The organism is Micromonospora sp. H61 (genome assembly GCF_018070325.1).
In the GTDB taxonomy this organism is placed as follows: Bacteria; Actinomycetota; Actinomycetes; order Mycobacteriales; family Micromonosporaceae; genus Micromonospora; species Micromonospora salmantinae.
On the sequence record NZ_JAGPXY010000023.1, the window covers coordinates 36,243 to 58,549 of the forward strand.

Below are 22,307 nucleotides of genomic sequence, written 5' to 3' on the forward strand. Positions count from 1 at the left end.
AGCGCTTCCATCGATGCCAATGTTGCTGATCGCCCCCCGTGCCCGAGGAGAAGCTGTGGCCGACACCATCGCCGAGACCGTCGACCTGCTCTACACCATCGACCAGGACAATCTCACCCTCGACCAGCAGATCGCGCTGGGGTCGGCACTGGCCGCCCTGGCCCAGGCGGAACGGCTGGAACAGATCAACGAGCGGCTGCGCGGCATCCACCAGGTCCTTAACACCTGGGCGCTGCGGGCCGCGACCTCCGTCGACAGTCGCTGAGGTCTCCCGGAGCGATCCTGCCAGGGCACCAGTGATCACTCCGGGCTGGGTAGTCGTCCGGCGACCTCGACGGCTACCCAGCAGCAACTGATCATGGACAGCGGGGAGGGCGGCACTTGTCGGGCTGTGCGAGACTCCGGCGCACCAACCCCCAGAGGAGTACACATGCAGCTCGACAACTTGCAGGGCCAGCACCAGTTCCACATCCGCCAGCGACTGCGCATGATGGTCAACCAGTACGAGGTCCGGGCGGTCTCCCCCGACGGCACCGAGGGTGAGCTGCTGGCGTTCGCGCAGCAGAAGCGGCTCGCCTTCAAGGAGCAGGTGACCATCTACACGGACGACTCCAAGCAGCAGCCCCTGCTCGGCTTCAAGGCCCGCCAGCGCATCGACCTCGGCGCCACCTACGACGTCACCGACGCGGCCGGCAACCCGATCGGCCTGTTCCGCAAGGACTTCGCCCAGTCGCTGCTGCGGTCCACCTGGCACGTCGAGCAGGGCGGCCTGCCGCAGGTGACGGGCCAGGAGCGCAGCATGCCGGTGGCACTGCTGCGTCGATTCGTCGACTCGCTGTCCTGGCTGCCGTACCACTTCGACTTCACCGCGAACGGCCAGCCGGTCTTCACCGTGGTCAAGAAGTGGGGCCTGCGCGACAAGTACGTCGTCGAGGTGCAGAACCCGCAGATCGACCGTCGCCTGGTCATCGCGATGGCCGTCGCCCTCGACGCGCTCCAGGCCCGCTGACACACCCGGCCCGGACCAGGGCGGCGCGGCGACCCTCCACGGTCGCCGTAGCAGCCACCCAATCCTCGGCTGCCGGCCGGGACCGGGACCTCGACCAGGTCCCGGCCGGCAGGCCGCGCTCTGCTCTGGCCGCGCCCGGCCGGCAGGCCGTTGGACCGCGCTCCCGGGCGGGAGGCCGTCGGGGACCGCGCTCCCGGGCGGGAGGCCGTTGGACCGCACGCCCCTGCCGGCGCGCCGTTGGACCCTCCTCAGGCGCGAGGCCGTTGGTGACTCGGCCCCTGACGGGTCCGGTCTCCCTTTGGAGCTGATGTCGTAAACGCATCACCCTTGATGTCCTAACCGATTCAGCTCCACAGCACCCACCAATCCCACCAGGGCCGTTGGCTCCTTGAGCAGGCGCCGGCCAGTGCGGGTCAGCCCCGCACCGGGCCGGCGCGGGCGCTCGCCGCGGCCACCCGGGTCAGGCCGGGTAGTGGCGTGAACGCCACCTCGACCGTCACCAGCACGTCCAACCCGTCGAGGTGGCAGCCGACCAGCCGGCCATTGTTGCGACCGGCCAGGTCAGCAGCGGACGCGCAGGCCACCACGTCGCCGTCGAGCGCTCGGGCCGCCCCGGCCAGCGCGCCGAGGTCGGCTGCTACCGCCGCCCGCTGACTCGCCATTCCGGCGGCGACGATGGCGGCGCCGAACGTCCCGAACACCACGAATACGAGCCCCATCGCCAGCAGCAGGACCGTCGCGCCACCTCGCTGGCGGTCCGGCCGGCCAGCAACCAGCCCTCCGGCAGCCGGTTCTCCACCGGCGCGGGGTGATGGATCTGTTCGCACTACCAACTCCCCTCGTGAGCGCCCGGTTCGACGGCGGCGACGGCGGTGGCGACCACTGTGATTCGCGGTAACCGGCCGCCCAGCGTCCGGACGGGGGCCCGTACCGTCGCCTGCACCCGGTCGCCGTCGACGGACACCGAAACCGTCGCGCCCGGCGGCGCCGCACGGCCACCCTCCGCGCTGCCGTCCGCGCCCCGGGCGGCGGCGAGCGCAGCCTCCCGGGCCGCGTGCAGGCAGCCCGCCTGTGCGCTGACGGCGTTGACAGCGGTCAGGCCGACCAGCAGGAGCAGGAGCAGCGCCGGCAGGCCGGCCGCCAGTTCGGCGGTGAAGGACCCCCGGTCCCCGCCAACGGTCCGCGCGAGGACGTGAAGTCTCCGCCCGGCGCGTGCCGCCAGCCCGGGAACACTCGACCCTGGATCGCGGCCGGCCGGCCGGCGCTCGATCACTTCAGTGCCCGGTCGATGACGGCGGTCAGCGCCGACTGGACGTTGCCGGAGGTCAGCACCTTCAACAGGATCCCGGCGAAGGCGACCGCGGCGAGGGTACCCACGGCGTACTCGGCCGTGTTCATCCCGGCATCGCCGCGCAGGCGAGCGATGAGTTTGCGCATGACTGTTTCCCTTCTCGATGGGTCAGAGCACGTCGCCGAGGACGGCGACGATCACCGGCACGAGTCCGGCGAGAATGAACGCCGGCAGGAAGCAGAGCCCCAGCGGCAGAACGATGAGCACACCCGCCCGGCGGGCCGATGCCTCGGCAGCGGTGGCCCGGTCGGCGCGCAGGTCGTCGGCGAGCCGGGTCAGGGCGCCGGCCAGGGCGGCACCACTGTTGGCCGAGCGCAACGCCGCCGCGGTGAGGCGCTCCGCGCCGGGCACGCCGTCCAGCGCGGACCATGCCTCCGCTGGGCCACCACCAAGCAGCAGCGTGCGGCCAACACGGGCCAACCGGCCGGCGAGCGCCCCGTCCAGTGCCTCGGCGACGGCCAACACCGAGCGATCCACCGGCGCACCCGCCCGCATGGCCGCGGCCAGAAGGTCGGCGGCGAGCGGTAGGTCGGCGGCCTCCTGCTGCCGCCGCCTACGCACAGCGGGCGACTCGATCCGCCGCAACAGGACATCGAGCAGGAACGCGGCCGGAACAGCGCCGAGCAGCCCGAGCCAGCCCTCCACGACGATGGCCACGGCGAGCCCAGCCAACACCGCCACGAGGCGGATCGCGTCCGGCCGCCGCCTGGTTGAGCTGGGCTGGCTCACCGAGCTGGGCTGGCTCGCCCAGTGGGCTTGGCTCGCTGAGCTGGGCCGGTCGGCTGCGCTGCGCTGGCCGGCCCAGCTGCGTTGCCTCCCGGAGCTAGGTTGGCCGGCGGCGCCGGGCTGGCCGGCTGGGCCTCGGGCCCCGCCGGGCTGGCCGGCTGGGCCTCGGGCCGTCATCCGGCCCGCCCCGGTGTCGCGCCCAGCCGTTCCGTCCAGAGGAGGCCCACGACCTGAAGGGCGACCGCGACAACCGCGCTAGCGCCGCCGATCGTGCTGTGCAGGAGCACCCACATGGGGTCGACGCCGATGCCGTACCCCAGCCCGATCCCGCCAAGCGGCAGGGCCGCCAGTAGCCAGGCCGTGGCCCGGGCACCGGCCGCCTGGGCCGCCGCCGCGGCCAGACCCCGGTCGGTCGCCCGAGCGTCCGCCTCGATCCGCTCCAGAAGCTCCGCCAACGGCGCACCGGTCCGGTCGGCCAACCGCACCGCCGCCGAGGTCAGCTGACGTAGGCGGCTCGCCCCGTCACCCTGAACGGCCGTGACGCCGAGCGTGTGTGGGACGGGCAGGCCGGCCCGCAAATCCGCCGCGAGGCCGCAGAGCTGGTCCAGCCCACGTCGTCGGTCCCGCTCGGCGCTCCGGTTCACTCGCCGACGCAGCGCGGCGCGCACGGCCAGCGTTGCGTACCCGGCCATCGCGACCGCGGCCACCGGACCGCCGACCACGGCACCCACACCGCCACCGAGCAGACCGACCACCGGCAGCACGCGGGTCGTCGATCGCGAGATGCGCACCGACGGAGGCGCACCCGGCGTCCTGTCGGTCGGGCTGACGCGCCCGTGGGCGCGGCAATCGACGATCGCGCACCCGTCGGACGCCGCCCCGGCGGACGCGTCGCCCCGACAGCCGGCGTCCAGGTCGCCGTGCCCATCGGCGGTTGCCGGCCCGGAGACCTCGTTCCGACCGGCCGCGTCCACACCGCTGACACCGATCGTGACCGTGGCCGCCGGCCGTTGTTCGACGTCGAGCATGGTGGGGGGCGCTTCCGGGCGGGCGGTGCCGGTCGGGCGTCGGGGATCCCGACGGGCCGGCGGGCGCGTCGGGCCCAACGGACGCGTGAACCTGTCTGCCGCTCCCGGCCACCTCGGGCTGCGGGTGACGTCCCGGTCGGGCCAGCCGAGTGCCGTCCGTCTTCCGTTGGCACCCGCAGTAGTCGCCGACTCGCACGCGACGTCGATCGGATGACCGTTGGTCGGGGCGGTGCCGTCGACCGGCCCGTCCGGCGTGCGACCGAGTTCCCTGATCCACTGCACCAGGGCGTCATCCGGATCGACGCCGCCGGCCCTCCGCCCCGGTGCCAGCACGCGACGTCGACGGGACCGAATGCTCCGCACCGGCCACGCCACCAGGGCAGCGGCGACCAGGAGCAGTGCCGCCACCAGCATCGTCTCGCCGGTCATGCCGGACCCGCCGATCCGGGCCATGGCTCGCTGAGGATGGGCGGCACCGCCACCCCACGCTCCCGCAGCAGCGCCCCGAGGGCACGGGCGGCGAGCCCGAGCCCACTGCCGCGTACCCAGGCGGGCACCACCGTCACCAACCGTTCGGGCCCCTCGGGCAGCAGCAGGCAGACCGACTCCAGGACACGACCCCGGTTGCTTCGTCGCACCTGGAACAGCACCTGCAACGCGGCGGCCACCTGGGCGTGCAGCGCGGCGCGAGGCAGCCCACCCAACATGCCCAGGGCCTCCAACCGGGCCGGCACGTCCGACGGTGTGTTGGCGTGCAGGGTGCCGGCGCCCCCGTCATGGCCGGTGTTGAGCGCGGCCAGGAGATCGACCACCTCACCGCCCCGGCACTCCCCGACCACCAGCCGGTCCGGGCGCATCCGCAACGCCTGTCGGACCAGGTCCGCCAGGCTGACCACGCCCGTGCCCTCCACATTGGCGGTACGCGCCTGGAGCCCCACCACGTGCGGATGCCCCGGGCGCAGCTCGGCGGCGTCCTCCACCAGCACGATCCGTTCGGTGGCCGGCACCATTCCCAGCAACGTGTTGAGCAGCGTCGTCTTGCCTGACCCGGTACCCCCGGTCACCAGGTACGCCAACCGGGCCGCCACGACGGCAGCGAGCAGTGGTGCCAACGGTCGCGGCACGGTCCCCTGGCGCACCAACTCGTCGAGGGTGAACGGCCGGTGTCGGAAGGTCCGCAGCGACAGATAGGGACCTTCGGTCGCCACCGGCGGCAGCACGGCGTGCAGTCGGGTGCCATCGGGAAGCCGCGCGTCCGCGTACGGGGAGCCGTCGTCGAGCCGCCGCCCCGCGCTGGCGATCAGCCGCTGCGCCAACCGGCGGACGTCCTCCACCGAGCCCATCGGGACGGCGACCTGCTGCAGCCCCGATCCGCGGTCGACCCAGACCCGGGCGCCGTTGACGAGGACGTCGGTGACCTCCGGGTCGGCCAGCAGCGGCGCCAACGGCCCGGCGCCGACGAGGTCGTCGCTGTCCTTGGGGGTCGGGGCCGAGCACTGCGGCGGCGGGCTCGGCCCGTACCGCGGAAACGATGGCCGCCGCGGTGACCGGGGTGGTGGCTGCCGCGATCCGCTGCCGTACCCGGGCGGCGAGCGTGCCGTCCTCCGGCCCGGCGGTCATGCCGCACCCGTAGCCGGCACGCCGGTGAGGTCGGTGACGATCCGTTGGCAGAGCGCGGCAAGTGGGCCCTTGCCCCCGGCGGCCGGCGCCTCGCCCCGTTCCAGCCCACGGCAGAGCCCCGGCTCGGGGCGCAGCGTGCCGGCCAAGGGAAGGCCCAGCGCGCGTGCCACCTCGGACGCCCGCAACCGCCCTGGCGCAGGCCCGCGCACCACCACCGAGAGCGCAGCGCAGTGCGGGGCGGCTGCGGCCACCACCCGAGTGGCCGCAGCGGTAGCGCGCAACTCGGCCGGCACGACGACGAACGCCTGGTCGGCGGCTTGCAGCGCCACCACTGCCGCATCGTCCAACTGTCGGGGCAGGTCGATCACCACGAAGTCCCGCCCACGCCGGGCCGCGTCGACGGTCGCCGCCCTCGCCGTCGGCGGCAACGGCAGCATCTCGCCGCGGTCCCAGGAGAGCACCACGAGATCACCCCGGCTGGGCAGGGCCTGCACCAGCGCCGGGGCGTCCACCCGTCCGTCGGCGCTGGTGAGCGACGGCCAGCGCAGACCCTCCAACTGCTCCCAGCCCAGCACGAGGTCGAGGCCACCACCAAGTGGGTCGGCGTCGACCAGGAGAGTGCGCAGCCGGGCCCGCGCGGCGGTCACCGCAAGACCACCGGCGAGCACACTCGCGCCCGCACCGCCCCGACCCCCAAGGACAGCGACGACCCGGGCGCCGACGCCGGCCGGACGGCCCGGATCATGCTCGGCGAACCGGTCGACCAGCCACGGCTCCGCGGCCGGCAGCGTGGCGACGTGCTCGGCCCCGATCAGCTCGGCGATCTGCCAGCCGGGGTCGAGCTGACCGGCCCGGCCGAGCAGCACCAGCCGGGGCCGCTGCGGCAACCGGGCGCGCAGGCACGCCTGCGCCTGGTCGGCGCCGAGCAGCACCAGGGGTGCGGGAAGCCAACGGGTACGGGCAGCCGCTGGGTCGCGGGCCAACTCCACCTCGGTGCCGCCGACGGCGGCGAGCCGGAGCACATCGTCGAGCAGATCGTCGTCGCCGGTGACGACCAGCGGGAGCCGGCGGATCGGCGGAACCGTGGTACGGGGTGGCATCGCGGCCTCCAGCGGTCGGGCTCTGGTATGCCGCCGACAGTGCTCGGAATCCGCCCCACGAGCCGTCGCGATGTCGTCGCCTGTGGACAACCTGGTGGCCTGTGGAAAACCCCCGCTGAGAAAGTTGATCTGCTACGGGCGCGGGCAACTCCGCAGCTAGCGCCGCTGAGCAAAGACAGCGGGGCCGCTCCCAAAAGGAGCGGCCCCGCAAGACGGTGGTCAGCTGGGCTGATTCGACCAGGCGGTATCGAGGATCACCTTGTACGAGCTGATCCGCACGGGCGACAGCGTCAACAGCTCATCGGCGAGCAATTCGCCCGTCTTCGGATCGAAGATCAGAAGGGATTGCTGGTCGTGTTCGCGGTCGTCGAAGGTGACGGCGACTCCTTTGCGGCCGGCACGGTCCGTGACCTGCCCCCGCCAGCGGAAGCCGGGCACGTCGGCCAGGACCCGCAGGACCGCCGCTCGGGTCGCACGCGGTACGACGTACTGCCCGTAGAGCGTGCCGACCCACTTGCTCGCCGCCCCCGCGCCGTACTCGACCTTCAGCCGCTCCCGGAGCTCCGACGGGTCGGCCGACAGTGGCCTGAGCTCCTCGGGCGACAGCGGAATGACGTCCGGTGCGGGGGTGCCGGTGGCTGCTGGCCGCGCAGCGCTCTCGCGCTGCCAGTAGTCCCGAGACTCCTGGTCGGGGTACTGCGGCTCCAGTTGGGTGCTGACCTGGTTACCGGTCCCGTCGGCGGCCTGCCAGAGCTTCGTCTCGCTGGCGAAGGCCACGTGGTGGCGGCCGTCGGCGGACGTCATCACCGGATCGCCCCACAGCTTCGTGTGGTGATACATGTAGCGGCCGCTCTGGTGGTCGTACGCCGCGTCTTTGATCTTGTCGGCCAGCATGCGCAGCTGCGGGCCGGCGGCCGGCGGATCCGCGTCGAACTGGTACGCGACCGGCACGAGCACCAACCCCGCTGCCGCCGCCGGTTCGCCCGGAGTATCCGGTGCGTCCCCGACGAACGGCTGGAGCACCGCCACGACACCGACCGCGACCGCCAGCGTCCCGGCCGTCAGGACCAGCCGGCGGGTCGGTCGTACGCGACGACGCCCGGCGACCGTTTCGGTAGCGTCGGCGCGGTCGATCAGCTCGCGCGCCGAGACCAGCGGTGGCCCGACGGAGGCGTTCCGGGCCGGGTCGGCCGGGCCGAGAAGAGTACGGGTGCGCTCTGCTCCGAACATCACAGATCCTCTCGAATGGTCACCAACACCGGGCTACGCCGGGTCTGCGCGGGCCGGTCCGACATCGCTTCGGCAAGACGGCGGCGGGCGCGATGCAGGCGCACCGCGGCGGTCGCCCCGGTGCAGCCGAGAACCTTGGCCGCCTCGGACACCGTCAGCTCCTCCCAGCCGACCAGCCGGAGGATTTCCTGGTCGAGGTCGTTGAGGGTGGCCAGAGCAGTCCAGATGTCGGCGACCCCGACGCTCGTGTCGGCACCCGACGATCCGGCCAGTCGCTCGAGGTCGACATCGGTGATCGAAAGGAGGTCCGGTGCGGTGCGTCGAGACCGCCACTGGTTTGCCAGAAGGCGCCGGGCCACCCCGTACAGCCAGGGCAGGCTGCGCTCCGGCACCTCGGCGCGGCGACGCCAGGCGACGACGAAGACCTCCTGGGCAAGCTCCGCGGACGCATCCCGGTCAGCGAGCCGGCGCAGACCGTATCGGACTATGTGCTCGTACTCGGCGGCGTAGAGACTGGTGAACCAGCCCTCGTCCCGCTTCTCCGGTGGACCCACCCGAACCCCCATTGCCTCGGCGACTCTCACAGTGGCTTGTGTCGCTGGGGGGCCCGGGATTACCGGGCGGCCGAGGGCGGGTGCCGCCCAACGGAAAACGAACGCGGCGGTCAGTCGTCGATCGCCTGGTAGACAGTGGTCCAGAAGTCGTGCCACATCGCCAGCCGCTGGTCGCCCGCGTGCGCCCGCTGCATGAACACGATCGTCGTCAGGTCCTCGGCGGGATCGTTGTACCAGGCGGTCCCGTAGAAACCGGGCCATCCGTAGCTGCCGACCGAGGGCCCGAGGTGTGTGCGGCGGGTCCGGACCGACATCCCGAAGCCCCAGCCGATGGCGTCGAAGTACCCGGGCCAGAACCCGGAGACGGCCTTCTGCGTCGGGGTCAGGTGGTCGCTCGTCATCAGCGTCACCGCCGGCCGCGACAGCACCCGCTCGCCGCGGTGGGCGCCGCCGGCGAGCAGAGCCGAGGCGAAGGCCAGGTAGTCCTGGGCGGTCGAGACGAGCCCGCCGCCACCGGACTCGAACATCCGCTGTCGACTGAACCGTCCGTCGGGCGCATCTTCGACGACCGGCTCGCCGGTGGCGGCGTTGTCCTGCTCGTACGCCGTCGCGAAGCGTCCGATGCTCTCGCTACCCACGTTGAAGGCGGTGTCGGCCATTCCCAGCGGCTTGCAGATCCGCTCACGCACGGCATCCCCGAAGGACATGCCGGTGGCTCGGGAGATGAGCACGCCGGTCACGTTGGCGGCGGTGTCGTACATCCAGCGCTCACCTGGCTGATGGACGAGCGGAAGGTCACCGAGCTGGCGGATCCACTCGGCCGGCGACTGATATTCGAGTGCGTCCAGCGCGTCGGCGATCGGGACCGTTCCCGGCTCGGCGGGGACCATGCCGGTGCCAAGGGTGCCGTCCAGGACGTCCCGCAGCGTAATCGGGCGTTTCGCCGGGACGGTGTCGTCCAGCGGGCCGTGCGGATCAGCGAGCACTGTCATGTCGGCCAGCTCCGGGAGGAGATCGTCGACCGGGTCGTCAAGGCGAAGGGTGCAGTCCTCGACGAGGGTCATCGCACACGCGGCGACGATCGGCTTCGACATCGAGCCCAGGCGACAGATCGTGTCGACCGCCATCGGCGTCTGCGACCCGGGACCCTCGAACGCGAGACGACCCGTCGCCTCGACGTGCACCTCGCCGTGCCGGGCGAGGACGACCACCATGCCCGGGACGAAGCCGGAGTCGACGCGGCGCTCAAGCAACCCTTGCAGCCGAGCCAGCCGTTTCGACGAAAAGCCGCCAGCAGCCACCTGTTCCTCCTCGGCTCGTCCCGTTTGGCAAATTACACGGCAGGCGGCGGTCGCACCGTCCGCGACGGGGTGGAAACGAAACCCCATCCGAGCGGTACTGGCCCCTTGACCAACCAGCTACTGGCACCAGGCGGGCCGAAGGCAAAGATCAACTGGTAGCTGGTCAGCGACAGTGGCAGCACCTCGCTGGCAGGCTGAGGGCATGGTGTTTGCCGACGATCAAGAACTGGGCAGGGTGATCGGGAATGCCGACTTGCCTACCTGGTCAGCAGGCCGGGCTGCGATTGGGTCAGTCACCGTTCGCGGAGACCTTCAGGCACAGGGTCCATCATGTCGGTTTCCACGAAAGAACTGCTCGCACATATGCCGACAACCCAGCAGTCATCCACGAATCCTTGGTTAACCGCTCGGACCGAATGGGTGCCGCGTGCAGGAGGTTCGCGCCGTCATCAAGCATCAACCCTGGCTGGGGCGTCATACGGCCGAGCCGGCTGCAACGGATACCTTCTGCATGAAGCTCTCTGCGTACGTCGTCTACCGAGTCCGGGGCTACAGTGCAAACAAGGCTCCAATCGCCCCACCCGATGGCAAGGTTGATCGGAGCCACACCGTGCTTTCGAGCCGACGACCGGACCGACTCGGCGAAGTCAATGGCATCCACTTCGATTATTGCGCCGATCGAGTTCCTTGCGGCGATGTGCGTCACCGTCACGGCCAACCCGTCGGAGTTATCGGCACACGATGTCACACCCGGCATTCTTGAAAGGATGGGGCCAGCCGAAACCTGCGCAGCCGGAAGAGCTACAGCCTTGGGGAACGACTGCACTCCACTCTTCGAATCGAGATACTCCGCCCAAAACTCTCCCACAGGGCCAATAACCATAAGGATATCCTCCGGCATTGCTCCTGCGCGCGACAGGACTCGCGGATGACATATCCCCATGGCCGTCGCTGTGACATTAAGCCTGGCCGACTCCTTGATGTTGCCGCCGATCACGGAAGCCCCGCAGGCATCCGCAGCCTCATCGATGCCATCGAGGAGACGCCTCAGCTCGCCCAGGCGCATTCCAGGCGGCAGTTCCAGCGAGTCAAGTAGAGCGACGGGGCGAGCACCAGCGGCGGCTAAATCGCTCATGTTGATAATGACCGAAAGCCAACCCCAATAGTAGTAATCCTCGTAGCCAAGATCGAAGACGGCGGGCGGCGGGCACGGATCCGTCGTTGCTACTAGCGATCCTTCCCCAAGCCCAAGGTCATTGAGGACGACAGCGCTGTCATCGCCAAATCGCCCAAATCCGCGAGATCGGTAGCGCGGCGCGAAAACGTGCTCTATTAGCCACGCCTCACCACAGTCGTCCAGGCGCGAGCCATCGTTCACTTGAAGTACCTTCCGGCGAACAGTTCTACTGCTAAACCACCCAAAATCGCGGCCAACGCAATGAGCACGGCGTTACCAACGCCAGACTCGAAGGGTGCCACGCTCATCCATATCGCACCGGCCGAGAGACCAGAGAAGGCCGCAAAACGCCCCCAGAAGGAAAAAGAGCTCGCGTTTTGCGCACGATGCCTCCGGCTAAACGCCGCCATAACGCTGACATCTAGGAAACGGCCTAGAACTCGCTGAGCCCATAGATGATCGAGGGTAGCACGCTTGTCGACGTTGCGAGGCTTGAAGTCACGACTTGATATTTTCCGTGTTATGCCATCAATAACGCGGATTACGTGCCGTCGCCTAGGAGCGTTTAGTCGACCGGGAGCTTGCATGAAAGCCAGCGCGACGATGCAATCAGGCATTAGGGCAATAAAATCGCTGTCCCGGTTCGATGAGCTATTCGGCCGCTCGACGAAGTCGTATCGGAACTGGTCGAAAAGTTCCCGTCTCGGCCGCCTCCGGGCCCAACGGGTCAATCCGCGTTCGGCCCTCACGACTGCATCCGCATATGTCTGCAAACGTTGAACGACGGGCGTGCCTTGATAGGAATGTAAGGCTAGGAGAGCGTACCCCACCAACGTGGGGGCCTGAAGCGATTCCGTCAGGTCGTAGCCCCGTTGCCGGTCTGCCAGAAACTTGAGGCCAGAAGCGCATTCGTCCATCGGGTAGAAGCTTTCATATCTACGGAGCGCATAGAGAGACGCGGCCGTAGCGAGCATAGTTGCATCTGGCTCTTCATCTGGCTCGTACCTATAATCCGGCCACCCGCCACTCGGCAAAGAAGCGGATACCAGGCGTGCATACGACCCGGGTGTTCCGGCTAGAACCGGTAGGTGCGAGTCTGTTGCCTCGACGCAAGCTGCGAGCTTGTAAACATTCAGGTGGTCCCGCTGTCGTTGGAAGCGGCTTGTTGGGTCTTCGACGCGGGCGATGACAGCCGTGGCCTCGCGAAGTAGCGAACTGCCCGGATTCCGCCCAGCGATCGACAGCGCCTCGATGCCAGCACTCGTGCCATAAATCCCATATTGGGTTGGAGACCAATCGAAGTGCTGGCCCCAGCATCGCTGACTCGTCTCGGACCGCTGAACCGGCGTGCGCTCGAATAGCTGTGCGATCTCTTCCTGCGCTTCCTTGGCCGCCGACAACCGGAACTTGTGTCGGCGAAAACGCTCACGAGCCGCCATGCTCAGGTTTTCGAACGGCCCCATTGTTACGATCGCTGCTGAGAAGTTGAATTTAGGATGCTGAACATATCGTCATATAGCTTGTCGGCGGCCCGAAGCTCGGAAGACTCACGCCAGTTCCATTGCTCCTCAATGCCGAGCGCTCGCGCCACAGCAAGACGAAGCATTTGCGACTCCAACCTCGTCCCACTGGACGGCTGGGCAATCATCGCCCCACGAACTTCATCAAGCCAAAACAGATACTCCCTGTCATCCAACCGATCATTCGCTCTAGAAATATCGTTCGGGATTGCCTGCCAGTCATAGTTCGGTAGCTCCACAAGAACATCTCGAGGCAACACGACAAAATGGAGGTGTGCATGCTCCACCGTGCATGGTATCCGCGTTCCTGTCCGCGAGGCTCCGTGCTCGAACGCTACGATAGTTCCGCCCGCCAACTGCCGGAGAACACGACGCGCCGTTCTGACGGCCTCTTGGAAGGCAATCACTCTTGACTGACTGGCGTCAGCCATACGTCGGCAGTGTTCGACGGGGCAAAGCAAGGCATGAGCTTCGCCCAATCCGCCAATGCTTGGAATCAGAACGAAATGCGGGTTCAGATCAATCACTCGACGCTTGTAGGACGCGTCCCTGAAGCTCAGATGAAAAAGGTCGGCCGCCTCATTTCCGGCGATCTGACCGCACAGAAAGCAGTTATCTTGCGATCCGGAGACAAGATCGGGAAGCATAGAGGAACGTTACCAGCCTCCGGCGCGCTCTTGGTTCCCCCCCGACGTGCATCTCGACCAGCCCAACTGGGTACACGTGGTCGTACTTGTTGGGCTGCCGCTCGGCCAGACGTTCGTTCGGCCGCCGCTGCTCAGGTTCAGAATTTTCGTGCACCAGATTGCCAGCCTGCAAGATCGCGATAGTTATGGTGCCTCTCATGCGCAGTCAACCTCGCCAACATGCTCCGACTCCGGACCGACGCCATCGGACTGTGCTACGAGATGTTCGCCGCAGTTCAAGCCTTCCGTTGCCAGCCAGCCTCCGCCACCGCCCGACCTGTGGAGTGACTGGGACTAGTTGCTATGGCTGCACCGCAGGTCGCGAGGCTCGGCCGGCGGCGGAGGCCTGTAGCTGCCGTTGGTTGCTTCACTCATGCTGTTCGGCGACCAGACGGACATGCCGTGACCCTGAGCCGGAGCCGGTCGGCGCTGCCGCTTGACGCCAATAGCACCACAACCCGCCCGGGCCCGGTCGTCCGGCTCGTCCCTCGCATCGGCGCGACCGTCGAGCCGGGTCACCTATACCAACCGCGAGGTCGCCAAGCTGTTCGGCCTCTCACTCGGCAGCACCTACCCACTCGTCCGCGACGGCACCAATCCCGCCACCCGCCTCGGAGGTCGGTGGCTCATCAACCGCATTCGCTCCCACGCCTGGTTCGACGGGATTGCCGAACAAGGACGGGATTGCCGAACAAGTCGGCCGCCACCGGCGCCGAGCAAAGACGGAGAGGCTGATGGGCCACATCATCAACGCTGCCGCTGGCACCTACTGGGCCAACTGGCGCGACGCCGCCGGACGACAAGGCGAAGACCTTCCGGAGCAAGAAGGAAGCGCGCACCTTCGTGGCACAGACGGAAGCCACACTCAGCCTGGGCACCTACGTGGACCCGCACTCTGGCCGTACTCGCTTCGATGCCTCTACGCGCTCGGTTGTTGGATGCCTTCACGCTACCTGCCGCCGATTTGCTGACTTCAGGCCCGGAAGATCCGGCGGAGAGCGCCTTCGACGGGAAGGGGAGGGCCTGTGAACCGGGCCGGAAGCGCTCCCGGGAAAGGGACGACCCCCGTCGGGGGGATGCGGGCTGAATCTGTCGGCTGCTGCTGGCTGGTAGCGGATCATGTCGGGGAGCAGGTGCCGACAGTCGTCGTCTGGCGCTCGGCATCGACCCGCGCCAAGGGTGCCGCTGCCTTCTCGCTGCCTCGCTGCCTCGCTGCCTGACGCCTCGCCAACAAGGCGCTTGCGGCAGATGTCGCAGCGTCCGCCGACGTCCACCGGGTCCGACTTCCGGGCGACACCCGTCCGCACTAGTTCAGCAGAGATCGCCTGCCTAAGTGCGAGGTGCCCGCATTGACGGATATGTCGGCGCGGTGTAGCCGGGTAGCGCAAGCGTGGGGCTAAAGCCTTGGCCGAGAGCAGTGCTATCGGTGCCGGACAGCGGAAGGAGGGGCCGCCGGAGGTAGCTGCTCCGCGCGTGAGGCTTGGGAAAGGCGTCCAGCCCGCTCCATTGTCATTGTCCTACCCAGACGCACTAGTCATGATGTCCGCGAGGCTCTCGTTGCCTTCGAGCCGGCGGGCGATCTCCCTCACGCCGAGCTCGGCTAGTTTCTCCGCCGTGGCGAATGGGCGGTGCGTTTCGCCGATGCCAAGGATGTCGATGAGGTCGCGGATGCTGCTTCCACTCTCTAATGTGCCGAGCGCGTTGAACTTGGTGTTGTAGCCGCCTGGCGGGGCATCTGCCGGATCAAGGCCAGCCGCCATGGCGTACGAGATTGCGAATCGGTACGCGTCCGTCTGATTCGCGAACCGCCGGTCTGCGACCAGTACCTGGATGGCCTCGTCGCCTTTGGCGGTCAGACCAATCTGCTGCTTATCTTCCTGATCCTTTCCCACGGCTACTGAGTCCTCTCGATCGTGGCCATTTCGGGATCATCGCTCGGCCGGTAGATCCTATACTCGTGCCCGATCCGGTTGCCCATAATGTCCCGAGCCTGCCCCTCTGTGAGCTCGCCTGACTGCACGAGCAAGATCGCCTGGTTGCCCAGCTCTGGCACCCAGGTCTTTAAAACGTTGGCACGGTGCTCTAGGTCAAGACGCGCCAGCGGGCTGTCCAGAACCACGGGGCCGCCCCGTACGGCGGCTCGCTTGAGCGCACCAATCAACGAGAGGGCGACGAGCTGCTTACCGCCCTCACTGGTCTTCATGGCCTCACCCCACTGACCGACAAGGTCAACCCTGTAGTCGCGGCTGATACGGAGCCCCTGGTAGGCCTGTGGATCGCGGACAAGCGTCACGAACATCTCGCTGGCAGCCTTCTCCACCTCAGCCCGCGTCCGCTCCTGGTAGCGCTCAATCGTCCGCGTCAGCAGCGTGCGCACGTACTCGAAGAAGAACGCCTCGGCTGCAACCTCTGGCTGGGCGCCGCCCCCAAGGCGCCGCAAAATGCCGGCGAGCTTGTCCTGCTGCTTGTTGATCTCGTCCTGTTTTGGCTTTTGGTTCCTGAGGATCTGCCCATATCGCTCGATCGCTACTTCGAGCCGATCCTGCTCTTCACCAAGTTGACGGACCGTGGCCGCATCGTTGTCCTTCAGGCGATCCTTCAGACCGTTGAGCCTGCGGTTGCGTTCGAACTGGGTAGCGACAACCTTGTTGAGCTGCTCCTGCTTCTGCTGGTACGTCTTGGCAGTCGTCGTATCGATCAGCTCCCGGATCCGCCGCTCAAGGCGGAGATCTGGCCCGTCGCCTGCCGATTCCTTCAACCGCTTCAGCTCGGCTTCGGCCTCCGCCAAATCCATCTGGGTCGACTCGTCCGGCGGCGGCAGTTCCTGCTGACAAGCCGGACAGATTCCACCCTGGATCTGCTTTCGCAGCACGTCGACGCGATCACGCGCGACCTGGATTGCCTTCTGCTGCTGCTGGGCCGCGTCGTTCTTCGCCACGACTTGCTGCAAGGCCCCGTTGAGCTTGCCGGCGGCAGGTGCGAGCCAGCCGGTTGTGAGCAACCGTCGCATGTCCTCCCGGAGCTGCTCCTCTTCCTGCTTTCCGCCCGCGATCAGGACCTCCAACCCCTCCATCTCACGAGCGTCGGCCTTCAGCTCTTCAACTCCCGCGATGCGCTCCTTGACGTCTTCCAGAGCTGACTTGGCCTTGCTGAGCGAGTCCTCGATCTCTTTTCGGTCCTTGTCCAAACTCTCCTGCTTGGACTTCAACTCGCGGATTTGCTTGCGCGCATTCTCGACGTCTTTCTTGTTCTTAAGCGCCTTAGCCTGCCTTTGAAGTGCGTGCTCGGTCAAAGTCGCAACGTCCCGCTCGGCCAGTTGCAACGCCGGGATCCCGAGTACGTTATCGATGCTCTCTCGGAGGAGGTCTCGCTCACGGTCCGTGTTCAGTCGGTCGTAGAAGTCCTTGAGCAGCTCACCATCGAACAGAAAGAACTCGGAGATTTGCGGGTGCAGCAGACGGCCGATCTCCGCGTCGATTGAAGCCTGCTGAATCACCGTTGAGTCCACACGAAGATCGGCGGATAGCTTTGGCGGTCCGCCTTCGAACCTCGCCATGCGCACGAGCCGGTACCTGTGTCCATTTGCTGTGAACTGCATGCACACCTGCATGTCAGTCTCGCCGTCTCTCGACGCCGGGCGGTTCATGTACTCGGACAGATGCCGAGCGGCTTGGGCGGGCGTACTCCCCGATTCAGGGCTCCCGTACAAACACCACCGCAGCGCCCGGAACAGGCTGGTCTTGCCAAGTGTGTTCTCGCCGTGAATCACGACGATGGGGGCGCTGGAATCAGTCCCTAGGTTAAGCGTGTCAATCTCACGGTATGGACCGAAATTCTTGAGGCTGACGCTCTCGAATCGCAGGCTCATTCGGACAACTCCACCCGGTCGAGGATTCGCTGGCTGACGTGCTCCTGGAGCGCTCTGAGGTCGCGCTTGAACTTGGTCCGGTCATCGTCGAACTGGTGGCGCCAGGCAAGAGCAATCAGCTGCTGGTAGTCCTCCGGCTCGAACGCGCCAGCCGCCGCGCCGAACTGCTTGACTACGTCGGGATCGGCGGCGACCTCGTTAAGGGCCGCCAAGGCGCCTTCCCGGCCATGGCCGGCCTCGTCGTTCTCGGGTTGGGACATGTTCAGTCGCTTTCTTCTTCGTAGTCGATCCAGTCAGGCAACGTGACCGGGTCTTGGCTGAGGGAAACGATCACCTTGAGCCGCTCTCTGGCTGCGGTATTTCGTGCCAACCGAACGAACTCCAGGGCCCGCATGGCTTCACTCTTGGTGAGTGCTCCGCCAATCGGATCGACAAGCATGAGGTCGTGAACCTCAGCGCTGACCTTATTCGTACCAGGGGCCTGACGGAGGACGCGCCCGCGACGCTGGATGTACTCGCGTTCCACCGTCGAGCTAGCGAGGATGAGCGCGTGGTCGGTAACCGGGATGTCGATGCCTTCATCGAGGCAGCGGATTGCAATGACGATGCCGCCGTACTCGCCAAGGCTGCGGATGACTGCGTCGCGGTCGCTTGTCATCTCGGAGTAGAACTCAAGTACAGGGAGCCCGGCGGCGAGACACTCCTTGGTGAGCGCCTTTAGCTGCTTCACGTCATCGCAGTAGACAAGCCAGCGATCGCCGGCCTGGTACTCCCGCTGTAGGATGTCGGCTGCCATTGGCACCTTGCCGCGAGCCTGCTTTAGGACGCGCGCGCGTCGGATCAGGAGCATCTGGAGCGGGCTGTTGGCGTCGTTGACCGAGACGCCTTGGCTGACCATCTGTCCGATCCGCTTAGTGAGGTGCTCGTACTGCTCAATCTCGTCGTCGTCTAGCCGCAGTTCGTGGAGGCGGTAGTCGTACGGGACGAGCAGGCCGAGCATCAGCGCTTCGGCCAGGCCGATCACTGGCATCAACACAGGTCCGAAGAAGTCCATCAGCCGGTTCGTGCCGTCCTCATCGAACTGCCTGCGGAAGGTGGCGCTCAGGCCGAGGGTGGCGCCGCACTTGGTTTGCTCTAGCGCATTCAGCATGCGTTGGCTGCCTGCCCGGTGCATTTCATCAGCGACGATCAGCAAGTGATCGCCGCTCTTGAGCCGGCGGTGGAAATCGTTACTGGCGAAGGTGTGATTAGTCGCCACCACGATCCGGCGATGGTGAGCCGAATTGCCTGGCGCGCTGAAGACGGGCAGCAACTGCTGCCAGGCGGCCTTGTCGCTGCCTGCGCCTGCGGGCAGGATCTGCGCGTCTGGAAGCTCAAGCTCGACTTCACGTACCCACTGGGCGTGCAGGTCGCGGCCCGGCGTCAAAATTACCGTGGCGCCGCCACGGCTGGTCCAGCGTTTGACGCCCTCGATGGCGGTTAGCGTCTTACCGGCACCGGTGGCAAAGTTGACGATGCCATGGTGGCCCTTCGCCTCCCAGTCCTCGAGCACCAATCGCTGGTGGTCCATGAGCGGTCGCCCGGTCGGCTGAGCCTGGCGGCCCAACCGACGCGACCGGACGGCGTTGATGGCGTGGTCCAGGTCGTCATCGGCGATCGCGACGAGTTGCTCGCGGGTGACTTGGTCCATGTGCGCGATGCGTACACCCGGCTCTCGGCCCCGCCACAGCCGCCGGAAGGTGTCGACGTGATCGCGGGTGCGGAGCAGTTCCGGCTCGTTCTTCCAGCTGCAGAACACCTCGAAGGACTCATGGTTGAGGCCCCACGCCCGCCACGTCTCGTTGGCGCTGCCGACGAAGCTGACGCGCTTGCCCTCCGCGTCCTCGAAAATGCCCAGCTTGTCATGGAAGATGCCGCTCGGGTTGTCAGTGAAGGCGATGCGCACGTCTACAATGTCATTGGCGATCAGGGTCGCCAGCAGTCGGGTGGCTGGTACTGCCTCTGGACGCGTCAGCAGCATCTGCAGGTCGGCGCGGACGGTTGACTGGGCGTGGCGGCCGATCTCGTCGGCCTCTTTCATTGCGGCGAAGTCCTCGGGCGTGAGGGCAGGCGAACAGATCAGCCGCATGCGGCCACCTCGCCGAACGAAGTCGGAGAAGGCCAGGGCAACCACGTGGTACAGCGTGCTGCTGAAGTACCCCACCGCCCGGTCGTAGAGCAGGGCCTCCTGGAGGCACGGCACGTAGAAATCATCGAGCAACATGTCGCGGCCCGATCGGTACGCAGGGCCGAGACCCAGGTCCCGCAGCGTCAACGCTGCCCCTCCCCTTCGAGGCGTCGCACGTAGGCTATGTCACCGATGCCTCGGGCTGGCGAATCAAGAAATGATCACAGTCTTCTACGCCGGGCGCAACGTGAGCCATGTCCATCAGCCCTAGGTCTTGTCAGACGTACGGTCTACATTCCACGTGCCTTCGGCAAGATCGATCTGTCTTGCCGCGACTGGACCCTCCTGGCAGCCCGGGTCGAGGCATCTGCTGTGGCAGAGTGGAGCCGTGAGGGACAACGGGACGGAAGGTTGAGACCACCCGCCCCAGGAGCGCCGCGGCGAGTGTCGCAGCGCTCCTGGGGTCATCTCATGCGGCAGCAGCGGTGGCGCCGACGCTCTCGTCCGGCTGCTCCTCCTCGCGGATGGTCGAGTCGCCGGCGCCCTCCTCGGAGAGATAGGTGTCGAGGATGTCGAGTGCGGTCTCCAACCGAGTCGACCACTCGGAGCGCTCCGAGACGTAGAACCGCGCACGGTCGTCGACGCTCTCCACCTCGCACGACCCGATGACGAACAGCATCACCTCGATCGCGGCCCGCAGTCGAGGCGTGGCGTCTTGGCCTTTGTAGACGCGGGTGTAGAAGCGATGCGAGGTGTTGAGCCAAACCACACGCGCTCCGCCGAGCTGCTCGACTCGGTAGAACGGAGCACCCGGGCTGGACTCCTCCTTCACAACGTACGGCCGCTCGATCGTCTCAGCCTGAAGCTCCTTCACGACCTCGATTTTCGGGCGGCCGGTCCTTTCGGCCACCTTCTCGGCCTGACGTTCAAGGTTCTCCTTGCCGCGCTGCTCCAGTCGTTCCCGGTCGGAAGGCGGCGTCTTGGAGAACTTCTCCGCCTCCGCCATGGTCTTCTCAGATGGCGTCGGCGCCTTGGAAGAGCCGCTGCCGCGCAGCTTCGCTTTCTCTTTGTCGTACTTAGTACGCATCTGCTGCACAGCCTCGATGAGGCCGTGCTCCTTGAGCTTGTCCCACATGCGGTCCGAGATGACCACGGACTGCTTGCTGGTGGTGATTGAGAACTCTTCGTCGAGCGACGGCGGGAAGTCCAGCTCGACGCCCACGTAGCGATCGTCGTTGTTGAAGTAGAGGACGCCGCGCTTAGACCCCACTACATCGATCTGGCGGTGGTTGCGCATCACGATGATCCCGTTGTTATCCGCACGGATCCGGAAGCGTTGGTTGTTCTTGCCGCGCTCCTTGCTCTTGTCCACCTGGCCGAATCGGGGCGGCATGTACGAATAGCGCAGAACGACAGGGCACTCCACGCCCTCGGAATTCGTGACCGTGAAGCGGGCCTCCGGCAGCGCCTCAGCGCGCTGGAAGTCCTCGTCGTAATAGAGCGCACCGGGCGTGAGGAACAGCGGGTCGATGGGCTTGATCTGGGTGCCGTCGACGAAGATATCGAGGTTACGCAGGTAGTCGCGGTACGTGACGGCGAAGTGGGGCACCAGATTCTGCTTCAGGCCCAGAGCGGTCGTCCAAGTGAGCCGGTCGAGCTTCTCCATGAGCACGATCGTGCCGCTGGACGGCTCGAACTTGAGATCCTTGAGCCGGACGGCGAGCGCCGGGGGAAGCGGCGTCACCTTGCCCTCCGGGATGACAATGCGGTGACCGTCGTTGTACTTGCCCTCGCTCATTTCGTCGAGGTCGAGGGTGACGCTCGAATACTCCGATGCCGTTCCGGTCTTTGAGAAGACGGTGAAGCGGCGGCCCTGGCTGACCGCTGAGCTAGGCAGACCGTAGCCGTAGCGGCCGAAGCCGTTGCGGTCGTTCTCGCGGTGCGTGCCACCCCAGGCCATGGCCAGGCGGATCATGTCCGCCTCCATTCCGTGACCGTCGTCGGCGACGGCAATCCACGTTGGCTTCTTCCCTGCCGTGTCCCACAGGACGTGGATGCTGTGGGCTCCCGCCTGGTCGGCGTTGTCGATCTGCTCGTCCAGGGCGGTACCCGAGTGCTTGTATCCCAGGTCCCGGATGCCGCGGATGAAGGCCGCCGTGTGGGCGATGCCGAAGTCGTGTCCGTGTCGTTTGAGGCTCTCGACGAAGTTGCGCTGCGCGAGGAGATCGGGGTCGGCGGAGAGGCTGCTCGATGTCATGACGGGCTCCAGGAAGTCGATGTCGAACTGGGTCTGTCGGTAACGGTGGGCGCTCACGCTGCTACCGCCGTCAGGTGCGTGGCGGAGGTGGCGGTGGCAGCCCCGGTGAGGCGGCCCTCGGCCAGCGCCTTGTCGTGGCGCCGCTGGGCCGACTGGGGCCGCACCCCGATCTCACGGGCGATCTGCGCAACGGGGACGTCCTGCCAGTACCGGCGGAAGATGATGTACCGGGTCGTGGGGTCGAGGCCACGGACGAACCGCCGGACGGACTGTGCCGTCAAGGGGTCGATCTCGGGCTCGGGCGCCGCCGGAGCGTCGTAGGGGGTCAGGTCCTCGACCGGGATGTCGAAGCCGAGACCCTTGTTCTTACGCACGTCGCGGTCGGTGCGGACGACGTGCCGCGCGGCCCCCACAAGGTAAGGCCACATGTATCCGTGGAACGGCACACCGCTGGCGGCCGAGTACGAGCCGGCCCGGCGGCAGAACTCCTCGCGGACGGCCTGCTCCACGTCCTCGAGGTCCTGGGCCTTGGGCTTCGCGGCCAAGGCAGCCCGGCGGATAAGCGTCTCGTCCTCCAGCGTCAGCGCGTTCGCGCCGAGCACCGGCAGACTGGTGTTGCTGTGGAGGGAGGGGGGGATGACGGACTTGAGCCCATTGACCATGACGACCTCCTACTCAAGCACCCGGGGGCGCGGGAGGGAGGTCGGCTTCGC

Annotated in this window: 19 protein-coding genes and 1 pseudogene; 2 read left to right on the plus strand and 18 right to left on the minus strand. The window is 67.1% G+C overall.

Going from position 1 to position 22,307, the window contains the following annotated elements:
• The first annotated feature begins 55 nt into the window (after positions 1 to 55).
• Positions 56 to 265: a hypothetical protein gene (locus KBX08_RS14335; protein ID WP_030334221.1), complete on the plus strand. Its 210-nt coding sequence runs from the start codon at positions 56 to 58 to the stop codon at positions 263 to 265.
• A gap of 165 nt (positions 266 to 430) precedes the next feature.
• Complete coding sequence (locus tag KBX08_RS14340; RefSeq protein WP_210783986.1) at positions 431 to 1,009, plus strand: hypothetical protein; 579 nt, start codon at positions 431 to 433, stop codon at positions 1,007 to 1,009.
• A gap of 413 nt (positions 1,010 to 1,422) precedes the next feature.
• On the opposite strand, the gene KBX08_RS14345 is transcribed toward KBX08_RS14340, so the two are convergent.
• From KBX08_RS14345 to KBX08_RS14430, 18 genes and pseudogenes are all read right to left on the minus strand, one after another.
• Positions 1,423 to 1,785, minus strand: a complete 363-nt coding sequence (locus KBX08_RS14345) for an Rv3654c family TadE-like protein (RefSeq protein ID WP_282102831.1) — start codon at positions 1,783 to 1,785, stop codon at positions 1,423 to 1,425.
• A gap of 50 nt (positions 1,786 to 1,835) precedes the next feature.
• On the minus strand, positions 1,836 to 2,231 hold the full coding sequence (locus KBX08_RS14350; RefSeq protein ID WP_210784024.1) for a TadE family type IV pilus minor pilin: 396 nt from the start codon (positions 2,229 to 2,231) through the stop codon (positions 1,836 to 1,838).
• Between the two features lie 47 nt (positions 2,232 to 2,278).
• Positions 2,279 to 2,446 (minus strand): DUF4244 domain-containing protein, encoded by a 168-nt coding sequence (locus KBX08_RS14355; protein WP_081883916.1) that lies wholly within the window; start codon positions 2,444 to 2,446, stop codon positions 2,279 to 2,281.
• Positions 2,447 to 2,468: 22 nt separating this feature from the next.
• Positions 2,469 to 3,089: a type II secretion system F family protein gene (locus KBX08_RS14360; protein WP_210783988.1), complete on the minus strand. Its 621-nt coding sequence runs from the start codon at positions 3,087 to 3,089 to the stop codon at positions 2,469 to 2,471.
• 170 nt (positions 3,090 to 3,259) lie between these two features.
• A complete protein-coding gene (locus KBX08_RS34705; RefSeq protein WP_307850552.1) occupies positions 3,260 to 4,567 on the minus strand; it encodes a hypothetical protein in 1,308 nt (435 codons plus the stop codon).
• A pseudogene (locus KBX08_RS14370) lies at positions 4,540 to 5,683 on the minus strand (TadA family conjugal transfer-associated ATPase). Before KBX08_RS14370 ends, KBX08_RS34705 begins: the two are co-directional and overlap by 28 nt.
• A gap of 47 nt (positions 5,684 to 5,730) precedes the next feature.
• Positions 5,731 to 6,834: a septum site-determining protein Ssd gene (gene ssd, locus KBX08_RS14375; protein WP_210783989.1), complete on the minus strand. Its 1,104-nt coding sequence runs from the start codon at positions 6,832 to 6,834 to the stop codon at positions 5,731 to 5,733.
• Positions 6,835 to 7,053: 219 nt separating this feature from the next.
• On the minus strand, positions 7,054 to 8,064 hold the full coding sequence (locus KBX08_RS14380; RefSeq protein ID WP_210783990.1) for a CU044_5270 family protein: 1,011 nt from the start codon (positions 8,062 to 8,064) through the stop codon (positions 7,054 to 7,056).
• The gene (locus KBX08_RS14385; protein WP_307850553.1) at positions 8,064 to 8,618 is read right to left on the minus strand and encodes a sigma-70 family RNA polymerase sigma factor; all 555 of its coding nucleotides are present in this window, start codon (positions 8,616 to 8,618) and stop codon (positions 8,064 to 8,066) included. The genes KBX08_RS14380 and KBX08_RS14385 overlap by 1 nt, the downstream gene beginning before the upstream one ends.
• A 110-nt stretch (positions 8,619 to 8,728) precedes the next feature.
• Positions 8,729 to 10,006 carry a serine hydrolase gene (locus KBX08_RS14390; RefSeq protein ID WP_247669392.1) on the minus strand — a complete coding sequence of 426 codons (1,278 nt, stop codon included), beginning with the start codon at positions 10,004 to 10,006 and terminating at the stop codon, positions 8,729 to 8,731.
• Between the two features lie 241 nt (positions 10,007 to 10,247).
• A complete protein-coding gene (locus KBX08_RS14395) occupies positions 10,248 to 11,297 on the minus strand; it encodes a thiamine-monophosphate kinase (RefSeq protein WP_210783992.1) in 1,050 nt (349 codons plus the stop codon).
• A gap of 1,264 nt (positions 11,298 to 12,561) precedes the next feature.
• Positions 12,562 to 13,263: a hypothetical protein gene (locus KBX08_RS14400; RefSeq protein WP_210783993.1), complete on the minus strand. Its 702-nt coding sequence runs from the start codon at positions 13,261 to 13,263 to the stop codon at positions 12,562 to 12,564.
• Between the two features lie 1,556 nt (positions 13,264 to 14,819).
• Positions 14,820 to 15,194 carry a hypothetical protein gene (locus KBX08_RS14405; protein WP_210783994.1) on the minus strand — a complete coding sequence of 125 codons (375 nt, stop codon included), beginning with the start codon at positions 15,192 to 15,194 and terminating at the stop codon, positions 14,820 to 14,822.
• A gap of 2 nt (positions 15,195 to 15,196) precedes the next feature.
• Entirely contained in the window at positions 15,197 to 17,170 is a 1,974-nt protein-coding gene (locus KBX08_RS14410; protein WP_210783995.1) for an AAA family ATPase, read from the minus strand.
• Positions 17,167 to 17,430, minus strand: coding sequence for a hypothetical protein (locus KBX08_RS14415; RefSeq protein WP_210783996.1), 264 nt, complete (start codon positions 17,428 to 17,430; stop codon positions 17,167 to 17,169). Before KBX08_RS14415 ends, KBX08_RS14410 begins: the two co-directional genes overlap by 4 nt.
• 2 nt (positions 17,431 to 17,432) lie before the next feature.
• Positions 17,433 to 19,484 carry a DEAD/DEAH box helicase family protein gene (locus KBX08_RS14420; protein ID WP_210783997.1) on the minus strand — a complete coding sequence of 684 codons (2,052 nt, stop codon included), beginning with the start codon at positions 19,482 to 19,484 and terminating at the stop codon, positions 17,433 to 17,435.
• Positions 19,485 to 19,806: 322 nt separating this feature from the next.
• Entirely contained in the window at positions 19,807 to 21,651 is a 1,845-nt protein-coding gene (locus tag KBX08_RS14425; RefSeq protein WP_210783998.1) for an ATP-binding protein, read from the minus strand.
• The gene (locus KBX08_RS14430; protein ID WP_210783999.1) at positions 21,648 to 22,256 is read right to left on the minus strand and encodes a sigma-70 family RNA polymerase sigma factor; all 609 of its coding nucleotides are present in this window, start codon (positions 22,254 to 22,256) and stop codon (positions 21,648 to 21,650) included. Before KBX08_RS14430 ends, KBX08_RS14425 begins: the two co-directional genes overlap by 4 nt.
• Positions 22,257 to 22,307: the final 51 nt, after the last annotated feature.

Excerpts from the sequence above, each read along its gene's own strand:
- KBX08_RS14340 (WP_210783986.1), top strand. The coding sequence starts at position 431 with ATGCAGCTCGACAACTTGCAGGGCCAGCACCAGTTCCACATCCGCCAG.
- KBX08_RS14355 (WP_081883916.1), bottom strand. The coding sequence starts at position 2,446 with ATGCGCAAACTCATCGCTCGCCTGCGCGGCGATGCCGGGATGAACACG.
- KBX08_RS34705 (WP_307850552.1), bottom strand. The coding sequence starts at position 4,567 with ATGGCCCGGATCGGCGGGTCCGGCATGACCGGCGAGACGATGCTGGTG.
- ssd (WP_210783989.1), bottom strand. The coding sequence starts at position 6,834 with ATGCCACCCCGTACCACGGTTCCGCCGATCCGCCGGCTCCCGCTGGTC.
- KBX08_RS14380 (WP_210783990.1), bottom strand. The coding sequence starts at position 8,064 with ATGTTCGGAGCAGAGCGCACCCGTACTCTTCTCGGCCCGGCCGACCCG.
- KBX08_RS14390 (WP_247669392.1), bottom strand. The coding sequence starts at position 10,006 with ATGGGGTTTCGTTTCCACCCCGTCGCGGACGGTGCGACCGCCGCCTGC.
- KBX08_RS14400 (WP_210783993.1), bottom strand. The coding sequence starts at position 13,263 with ATGCTTCCCGATCTTGTCTCCGGATCGCAAGATAACTGCTTTCTGTGC.
- KBX08_RS14410 (WP_210783995.1), bottom strand. The coding sequence starts at position 17,170 with ATGAGCCTGCGATTCGAGAGCGTCAGCCTCAAGAATTTCGGTCCATAC.
- KBX08_RS14415 (WP_210783996.1), bottom strand. The coding sequence starts at position 17,430 with ATGTCCCAACCCGAGAACGACGAGGCCGGCCATGGCCGGGAAGGCGCC.
- KBX08_RS14430 (WP_210783999.1), bottom strand. The coding sequence starts at position 22,256 with ATGGTCAATGGGCTCAAGTCCGTCATCCCCCCCTCCCTCCACAGCAAC.